The organism is Bacillus sp. AFS023182 (assembly GCF_002560575.1).
GTDB lineage: Bacteria > Bacillota > Bacilli > Bacillales > Bacillaceae_G > Bacillus_A > Bacillus_A arachidis.
Genome location: NZ_NTRO01000007.1, coordinates 80,554 through 89,484, shown reverse-complemented (window position 1 = coordinate 89,484; position 8,931 = coordinate 80,554). Strand labels below are relative to the sequence as shown.

Annotated in this window: 8 protein-coding genes and 3 pseudogenes; 7 read left to right on the top strand and 4 right to left on the bottom strand. The window is 32.4% G+C overall.

Features of this window, described 5'->3' with window-relative positions:
* Positions 1–196: 196 nt before the first annotated feature.
* Positions 197–418 (top strand): annotated as a pseudogene (locus CN288_RS29435) (hypothetical protein); the annotation flags it as partial.
* Positions 419–1,032: 614 nt separating this feature from the next.
* Here the strand turns inward: CN288_RS29435 and CN288_RS05275 are convergent.
* The 3 genes from CN288_RS05275 to CN288_RS05260 form a co-directional block, all read right to left on the bottom strand.
* Positions 1,033–2,028 (bottom strand): tryptophan--tRNA ligase, encoded by a 996-nt coding sequence (locus CN288_RS05275; protein ID WP_098301873.1) that lies wholly within the window; start codon positions 2,026–2,028, stop codon positions 1,033–1,035.
* A 630-nt stretch (positions 2,029–2,658) separates the two neighbouring features.
* Complete coding sequence (locus CN288_RS05265; RefSeq protein WP_098301872.1) at positions 2,659–3,318, bottom strand: HAD family hydrolase; 660 nt, start codon at positions 3,316–3,318, stop codon at positions 2,659–2,661.
* Between the two features lie 208 nt (positions 3,319–3,526).
* Positions 3,527–4,537 (bottom strand): ketoacyl-ACP synthase III, encoded by a 1,011-nt coding sequence (locus tag CN288_RS05260; RefSeq protein ID WP_026593429.1) that lies wholly within the window; start codon positions 4,535–4,537, stop codon positions 3,527–3,529.
* A 142-nt stretch (positions 4,538–4,679) separates the two neighbouring features.
* Here CN288_RS05260 and fabZ point away from each other — a divergent pair, with 142 nt between their 5' ends.
* The 6 genes and pseudogenes from fabZ to CN288_RS05225 form a co-directional block, all read left to right on the top strand.
* Positions 4,680–5,117 carry a 3-hydroxyacyl-ACP dehydratase FabZ gene (fabZ, locus tag CN288_RS05255; RefSeq protein ID WP_026593430.1) on the top strand — a complete coding sequence of 146 codons (438 nt, stop codon included), beginning with the start codon at positions 4,680–4,682 and terminating at the stop codon, positions 5,115–5,117.
* A 382-nt stretch (positions 5,118–5,499) separates the two neighbouring features.
* Positions 5,500–5,616 (top strand): annotated as a pseudogene (locus CN288_RS05245) (tyrosine-type recombinase/integrase); the annotation flags it as partial.
* A gap of 16 nt (positions 5,617–5,632) precedes the next feature.
* Positions 5,633–6,358 (top strand): class I SAM-dependent methyltransferase, encoded by a 726-nt coding sequence (locus tag CN288_RS05240; protein WP_098301870.1) that lies wholly within the window; start codon positions 5,633–5,635, stop codon positions 6,356–6,358.
* Positions 6,359–6,899: 541 nt separating this feature from the next.
* Positions 6,900–7,163, top strand: coding sequence for a transcriptional regulator SplA domain-containing protein (locus tag CN288_RS05235; protein ID WP_098301869.1), 264 nt, complete (start codon positions 6,900–6,902; stop codon positions 7,161–7,163).
* On the top strand, positions 7,160–8,188 hold the full coding sequence (splB, locus tag CN288_RS05230) for a spore photoproduct lyase (RefSeq protein WP_026592697.1): 1,029 nt from the start codon (positions 7,160–7,162) through the stop codon (positions 8,186–8,188). Before CN288_RS05235 ends, splB begins: the two co-directional genes overlap by 4 nt.
* A gap of 142 nt (positions 8,189–8,330) precedes the next feature.
* Positions 8,331–8,459 (top strand): annotated as a pseudogene (locus CN288_RS05225) (MarR family transcriptional regulator); the annotation flags it as partial.
* Between the two features lie 104 nt (positions 8,460–8,563).
* On the opposite strand, the gene CN288_RS05220 reads toward CN288_RS05225, so the two are convergent.
* Positions 8,564–8,920: a carboxymuconolactone decarboxylase family protein gene (locus CN288_RS05220; RefSeq protein WP_026592696.1), complete on the bottom strand. Its 357-nt coding sequence runs from the start codon at positions 8,918–8,920 to the stop codon at positions 8,564–8,566.
* Positions 8,921–8,931: the final 11 nt, after the last annotated feature.

Sequence of the window (8,931 nt, the reverse complement as noted above, 5' to 3'; positions counted from 1 at the left end):
GAACGGTATTTGGTAACATAATATTTCCCCTTTCGAAATTAAATACCACTAAACATATGGTAATAAGATAATATAACATAAAAAATATACATAATTAATATGCAATATTACATATTGGGCCTCACTATATTAAAAAAAGAAATTTGTACGTTTAGACACAAGCAAACCCATTCCCCGTAGGTTTAGGAATGGGTTATATATTATCATTACTTCTAGCATCGCCTTAATTATTCAAATAGGCCTATTAGTATTAGCTTGTTGTGTTAATAAAATAAATAATAAAACTTATGGTATTTGCATGATTGTATTAAGTGTAATTTCATTGTTTTTAGGTTTATTTATTTTATTCCTTCCAGTGGTTTTACAAATCATTTCAGGGGCATTTGCATTTAGACCTTTAAAACAGGAGACTAATTAAAACAATAACGGACTAATGAATCTAAAAGAAACTTTATTATCATACAAATTATAGAATTGAAATACTGTTGGAATATTTATAAAAAAGACACTATATTTCAAATAAAATCACGATGTTCATACAAAATTGGTGATATTTTATCTCTTTCAATGTAGGAATTCTAAATGAGTTTTAATCAAACTTTTTTATAAAACGAAAATTATATCCAAAAAGAAAAGAAACCATTTTGATTTTCATTAAATAAGGATTTGCAATCTATTTTTGATCAAACTTTATTTCAAACCAACAGCACTAATTTTAAGTGTTCTTTTGCATCCTGAGTAAACATAATAATGCTATCTGTGCAGATTTCGTAATTACTGGAGTAACGGCTATTAAGTTAAGATGATCATAACTTAAAATATGTTAACAATAATAACAACCTTTAATAAATAGTATTGCTATTTACCTATACTATTTTCGTAGTTCAGCCATATTACTTATTTAGTATTTCAAAATTATTATAAACCTACAGGGACATTGCAATTGTCCCTGTGGGTTTTATGTATTGGCTCAAATCCTTTTGAGAGGAATTATCTTTGTATATTAATTTTAATTTTGAGAACTTTCCATTTTCAACATCCTATGCGACTTTTTATTTGTTGCAATTGTATTGTAGCTTTTTCTCTAGCGCGACTTGCCCCTTTGTGTAAAATACTTTGCAAAAGATCTGGATTCTCCATGTACATATGATACTTCTTACGTGGCTGTTCCAGCTCCCGATTCACTACATCAAACACCTCTTGTTTAACCTGTCCCCACCCTATGCCAGTTTGATAGTGCTCTTTCATTTTTTCTATTTCTTCTGATGTGGCAAACTCTTTGTATAATGTAAATAACGATGAAGTAGTATGATCTTTGGGTTCTGTTGGTAGTGTAGAATCTGTCTTAATTTTAAATATGAGTTTTTTCAGTTTTGATGGGTCTTCAAATAATGGAATCACATTTCCATAACTTTTACTCATCTTCCTACCATCTAGGCCAGGAAGCATTTCTGTATTTTCCTGTATTATATATTCTGGAAGAGAGAATGTTTCTCCATATGTATTATTAAAGTATGAGGCTATATCTCTTGCTATTTCTACATGTTGAATTTGATCTTTTCCTACAGGGACAAAATTAGATTGAAACAGTAATATATCAGAAGCCATAAGGATGGGGTATGTATACAATCCCATGTTAATTCCATGATCAATATCTATGCCCTCATCTCGATTTTTATCAATCTTACCTTTATAGGCATGGGCACGATTCATTAATCCTTTTGGTGTTAGGCAAGATAAAATCCAATGCAGCTCCAAAATCTCTGGTATGTCGGATTGGCGATAAAAAATTACATTTTCAGAATCTAGCCCAAGAGCCAACCACGCAGCTGCAATTTCATATGTAAAATTCCTGAAATGTTCTGCATTCTGAATAGCATTTAATGCATGGTAGTCTGCTATAAAATACATTCCCTGTACATTTGAATTCTTTGCCATTTCTAATGCTGGTTTAATCGCTCCAATATAGTTTCCAAGGTGAGGATGACCTGTCGGTTTAATTCCTGTTAATACAATAGGTTTATTCATATCGTTTACCTCCCAGTAAAATAAAAAGGGATCCCTTATCCATAGAAGAACGAGAGACCCCGTAGTACCTCCCTCATTAGTTGTACAAAGCCAATCGCCTTGTGCATTCTAAAATACTGTTTTTTTGTAACGGAGGAATAATTCATCAAATCTTTTTCTATAGTTTCAGATTGGGGCCCTATAGCCCGTTCCATAATTTTACGCACACTGATTTTTACCAACTATCAGCCTCCTGAAGTGCTACAAACATGTACTATCATATATTATTATATTTATATATAACAATGACTATTCCTTTGTATTTTAACTATATTTTTAAAAAATTCAATCTATATTATATAGATTTAGGGTTACGGCAACATCGCCATCAACTTAAGAAATTGATCGTTCCCCAAAACGAAAGAAATGAGCCGAATTCTCATGAATAACTGTAAAAAGTAAAAATTTTCGTTATGGGGGTGTCTCAAAATCTTAGCTTGATGGGCATGGGGTGGGACCCCTATTTAAACTAAAGCTCTCGTTAGTCCAACAACGATTTAGTCATTAAACATCTTTTCAATATTATTAAGTTCTATCTTTTCTTCTTCTTGTCGATAATCATTATTATTGTTTTTACTCATTATAAAAATATTATGGAGTAAAACAACTTAATAATCTATTAAAAGAATTGATTTCGGCATATGGTTTTATTTCGGTATCATTCTTGATCATATGAGGATTGAACCATATACCCTTTATATTTGCATTTTGACAACCACTAATATCCTTTTCTATGTCATCTCCAACGAATAATGCGGCTTCGGGTGACACATTAAGCTTATTTAATGCTAATTCAAATATGCGTTTGTCAGGTTTACTAAGTCCCACTTCTTCAGAAATAATTATTATATCAAAACAATTATTTAAATTCGTGTTAATTATTTTTGCTTTTTGTCTCTGAGTTGTGCCGTTTGTTATAATTGCAACTTTAACTTGCATCTTTATAGTATTTAAGATATTAATAGTATGTTGGTTTATAGAAAAACAATTAGGAAAATTATTATTCCAAAAATCTTGAATGTAATTGCGTGGCAATCTATATTTTGGTGGGAATTCATCAAAAAATGATTCCAAAACTTTTGTTTTATCACTATAGCCATAGCTTCTTTTATCATATTCTTTAAATTTTTGTAACATTTCATCTTTTTCTGAAAATTTAATATCCTCATAACACTTTTCTAAAATCATTAAAAACATTTTATCTACTGCTTTATCCCTATTAAGTAAGGTATCATCTAAATCAAATAGCATTGCTTTATAACCTCTCAAATAACTTCACAGCCTTTCTCACATTATATAAATAATCCCTAGTTCGCACCTTCAAACTTTTGGTTTACCAAAAAACGTAATCTTCAACTATCGCGCCCGATAATTGAAGATAAGAAATACTGAGTTGTCAATTGGCAACCAGTTCTTAAAATCAAATTCATTTCTTTGTTAATCATTATGCAAAAATTTATTACAACGGGGTTGGAGCATTAATTAGTTGGTCAAAATTTATTTCTAAAAGTTGTCCTGCGTGAACTAAACCACTTCCAAAACCGTACATAAGAACTCGGTCTCCATTTTTGACTTTTCCTTCACGGATTCCAAGATCAAGAGCTAAAGGAATTGTAGCAGCAGAGGTATTTCCATAATTGACTAAGCTATAAAGGGTTTTTTCCAATGGGTATTCTAATTTTTCGCAAATTGGTTCTATCAATCTTAAGTTAGCACTATGGGGTATAAACCAATCAACTTGATCTAAACTCGTTTGCGTTTTTTCTAAAATCTTTCGTATACTATCTGGAATATTTCTTACAACCCATCGAAAAACTTCTCTACCATTTTGTACAAGGCATTGAGTATCGATTAACTCAATATCATTGACCTTTTTGGATAGTCCAGAACGATATACATGTTGTGCTCCTCTTCCATCACTCCCTAGATGAAATCCAATGAAACGGTTTGATTGTTCATCCCTTTCAACTAATACTGCACCAGCACCATCACCAAATAGAATACATGTACTTCTATCGGTATAATCCGTAATTTTTGAGATTGTGTCTGCTCCAATAACTAATACCTTTTTGTGTAGTCCAGAAGAAATTAAACTGTTTGCTGTATGCAATGCGTAAACAAATCCTGCACACGCTGCACTTAAATCTATAGCGCCTGTTTGGGGTATATTTAATTGATCCTGTATTATACTGGAAACAGATGGGAATGGAAAATCTGGTGTGCTAGTTGCCACAATAATCATATCTACATCTTCGACTTTTTTATTATATCTGTGCATTAAATCTTTTACAGCAGATACACATAAATCACTGGTAAATTCATCAGAACGAGTTATTCTACGTTCATGAATTCCTGTTCTTTGAATAATCCAATCATTATTTGTTTCAACCATTTGCTCAAGCTCAAAATTTGTTAATTTCTTTTCAGGTACATAGGTACCAATAGCTGTAATTCTTGCTTTTGACATCATTTGTTTCTCCCCCTTTACTATAATTATACTTAGTATTATAATCTAATATTAGTATCAGATACTAATACATGTCAATAATTTAAAATGAAAATACTGGTAATTAAATATCCGCTTGTGAAAATATAAAAAGGGAGAGGGATTCATGTTCAATACTCAACAAATTAAAGAAATTATTCCACATCGTTATCCGTTTTTATTAGTTGATCGTATTCTTGAAATAGAGGAGGGAAAACGCGCAGTTGGAATTAAAAATGTTACTGCTAATGAAGAGTGCTTTAATGGTCACTTTCCAGAATATCCAGTAATTCCAGGTGTTCTAATTGTAGAAGCGCTGGCACAAGTAAGTGCAGTTATTATGTTAATGAAAGATGAAAATCGAGGGAAAATTGGATTATTTGCTGGCATTGATCGTTGTCGTTTCAAGAAACAAGTTCATCCTGGAGATCAATTGCGTTTAGAAGTAGAAATGACAAGGATTCGTGGTTTGATTGCAAAAGCAAATGCTGTTGCCACGGTAGATGGAGAAGTTGTTTGTGAAGCAGAAGTCACGTTCGCTCTTTACAACAATAAGAAATCCTAAAGGATTATTATAATCTTTAAATTAATGGAGAAAAAACATATTTTAAAAGGGCTGTTTCCCTAAGTATTGTTGCTAATAGGAGTCCCACTCCATGCCCGGCAACTTAAGCATTCGAAACGCCCAATGCCGATCAACCTAATAGAACGGGTTGCCCCCAAAACGATAAAAATGAACTTCGTTGCTACAAAAGACACAAAATTTTCGTTTTGGGGCATTAAAAAATTTTAACTTGATGGCGATGTGGCGGTACCCCATGCCCATCAACTTAAGAAAACAGATCAATCCCAAAAAGAAAAAATGTGCTTCTTTGTTGCAAGTTAACATAAAACTTTCGTTCTGGCGGGCTCTATAAAATTTTTAGTTGACGAAAATACGTCAGCATCCTTATAGCAAAATCCAAGCGTACCGACAATTGCAAAAAGCTGGAGATTTTGCTGGTGTAGAATCCATTGGTACCCACACCATGCGTAAAACCTTCAGCTATTGGTTCTATAAACAAAAAATGAAACAAAAACATTTATGATAATTCGTTTTTCTTTAAAAAGTATAAGTCATTACGTAAAACTGGATTTACCTTTAATGATTTTGTTGAACAGCCAGCAATTAAATCTATAATTGCTAATCTTACAGATAAGTTTGTATTAGATTTGGGATGTGGAACTGGTCATTTTTCTATGTACTGTGTAGAAAATGGTGCCTCGAAAGTTATAGGAGTGGACATCTCAAGAAATATGATTGAACAAGCTGAAATGTATAACAAAAACGAAAAAATAGATTATATGTGTGTACCAATAGAAGAACTTAATTTGCCAAATCAAAAATTCGACTTAATAACAAGTTCTTTAGTTATACATTACATTGAAGATTACTCACATCTAATTAAGAAAATAAGAGGTCTGCTAAAAAATGATGGTGAGTTTATCTTTTCAACAGAACATCCAATAGTAACAGCTCGAAAGGAAATGAATAATTGGTTTAAGGATAATAATGGAAACAGATTGCATTGGGCATTAGATAATTACCAAGAAGAAGGAAAAAGGGAGGAACATTGGTGGATAGATGGTGTTGTTAAATATCACAGAACAATTTCAACATTAATTAATACTCTTATAGACAACGGTCTTGTAATTGAGAAAATTATTGAGCCAGAGTCAACTCCAACAGGATTAGAAAAAATGCCAGAATTAATAAATGAAAAACGGAGACCATCTTCTATTATCATTAAATCAAGAAAATATTGAGATTGAACCCTCGTTGATTAACTACTGGCTTTATTTTTAAAAAAGAGTAAAATCTTTTTCTAATTTTAAAAATAAGATTGTAAAGAAATACACTTAAAGTAACGGGTGCTTTAAGTGAGCAAGAAACTAAAAACTTTTAATTTCCGCTTTCGGAAATTATGTAAATGAGCTATCCATATGGATGGCTTATTTTTTTTGCTTAGCATGTTTTTTTCCGAAATGCTGGCGATGCCCCATCGCTAGTAAGCTAAAATTTTATAGTACCCCCAGAACGAAATTTTGTGTTAACTTGTAACAAAAAGCTCATTTTTTCGTTTTAGGTTAATTCTGAATTCTTAAATTGATGGGCATGTATGGTGACCCCTAACAGCATAAAATACAATTCCGCTAGAAATATAAGCGCTATATTCTCTTTTGTTTTATCTTTGCACCAGAACCTAATTTTCCATAATAAAGATGACATAATTCTAAATCCTAAAGGGAAAATTTTATTAATGAATAACTTTATGTAGTAAATTTTATAAAAAGAAAAGGTGATGGAATGGAATTATCTAACGAAAGCAAAACTTATCATGCTGGAGATATTGTCTATGTTTTTTATCGCAATCCCCACACTCAGGATGTAGCAAATATACAAGCCGCAGCTGCTGTAAATAACCCTAATACTCCTAATGAATTAGCATTGTTTCTTTATGAAACTTATTATCCACTTTCACTTGAAATGGCTGTTTATTCTACAGAAGAAGAGGCAAACCAAGCTTACAACTACTATTATGGGGATGCTTCAGTGGGGAGGCTAGAATGAATAATCCATTTATGCCTAAACTTGTATACTTTGAACCCAAAGCACTGGATTATCCATTAGGGAGAGAGCTTCATGAAAAATTTGCAAAGATGGATGTAGAGATTCGGCATACTACTTCTCATAATCAAGTGAGAGATCTCCCAGGAGAAAACGATTTTCAAAAGTATCGGGTAGCAAAATCTACTCTTGTCGTGGGCGTTAGAAAAACACTAAAATTTGATACCTCAAAGCCTTCAGCAGAGTATGCTATTCCGTTTGCAACAGGCTGTATGGGCCATTGTCATTATTGCTATTTACAAACAACAATGGGAAGTAAGCCATATATCCGTACCTATGTAAATGTAGACGAAATTCTAGAAGCTGCTGACAAATATATAGAGGCACGTGCACCTGAACTGACAAGGTTTGAAGCCTCCTGTACATCCGATATTGTGGGAATTGATCATTTGACTCATACCCTCAAACGCGCAATTGAGCATTTTGGAGAATCCGAGTATGGAAAATTGAGGTTTGTTACAAAATTTCATCATGTAGATCATTTACTTGATGCAAAGCATAATGGAAAAACAAGATTTCGGTTTAGTGTAAACGCTGATTATGTTATTAAAAATTTTGAGCCAGGAACTTCGCCACTAGCTAAAAGGATTGAGGCAGCTGGAAAGGTAGCAAGATCAGGATATCCCCTCGGATTTATTGTTGCTCCTATTTATCTTCATGAAGGCTGGAAAGATGGATACTATCAGATGTTTGAGCGTCTTAATGCTGAATTACCCCCTGATGCACGTGATGATATCACGTTTGAATTTATTCAACATCGTTTTACAAAGCCCGCTAAGAGAGTGATTGAAAAAAATTACCCAATGACAAAATTGGAATTAGATGAAGAAAAAAGAAGATATAAATGGGGAAAATACGGAATTGGAAAATATATTTATCAAAAAGAAGAAGAAGAAGATATAAAAAATTATCTATATTCTTATATGGAGAAGTTCTTTCCCAATGCAAAATTAGAATATTTCACATAGAATGTATACGTGCATAAAAAAATTAGAGATTCAGGAATTAATGTACTTAATGATATAATACACATTTATAGGTATTATAATGAATAAGGAGAAACAACATTTTCAAATATTAAATTTAAAATTAAGAATTTAGAATGTAAATATTTCGGCCAGACCAACAGTGACAGGAATTATACAACGGTTATTGCAAAAAGAATTTATTTTCACAACACATAATCCAAACGACAAAAGATCGCACCTAATATTCCTAACAGAGAAAACAAAAAACTTGAGTAGAATTAGCACACGCTCAAGTTTTTTGTTTTTATTTATTGTGTAAGAAGAGTAACACATAAACTCGAGAAATTTATTCCCCAATCCATGATGATATTCTTATTACTGCTTTAACTCTTGCATACATTCTTGTACAAGAGTAACTGCCTGACTTATAGTAGCACCACCACCAAATGCAGCTGTCACTCCCACTGCCTCAAAGATCTCCTGTTCTGAAGCTCCTTGATCTAGACACCCTTTAATGTGATAAATGATACAATATTCATCCTGAGAATAAAGGCTAATACCTAAAGCAATTAGCTGTTTTTGCTTTTTGGATAAGGTGCCTTCTTTAAAGCATTCCTCTGTAAAAGAATTAAATTGTTCAGCTAGCTTAGGCATTTTCTCAGTAAATAAACCCAAACCATACTTATAATGATGAAGTGCAGATTCTGTAGAGTTTCTACCTTCAAATTCCATATTTAATCCAG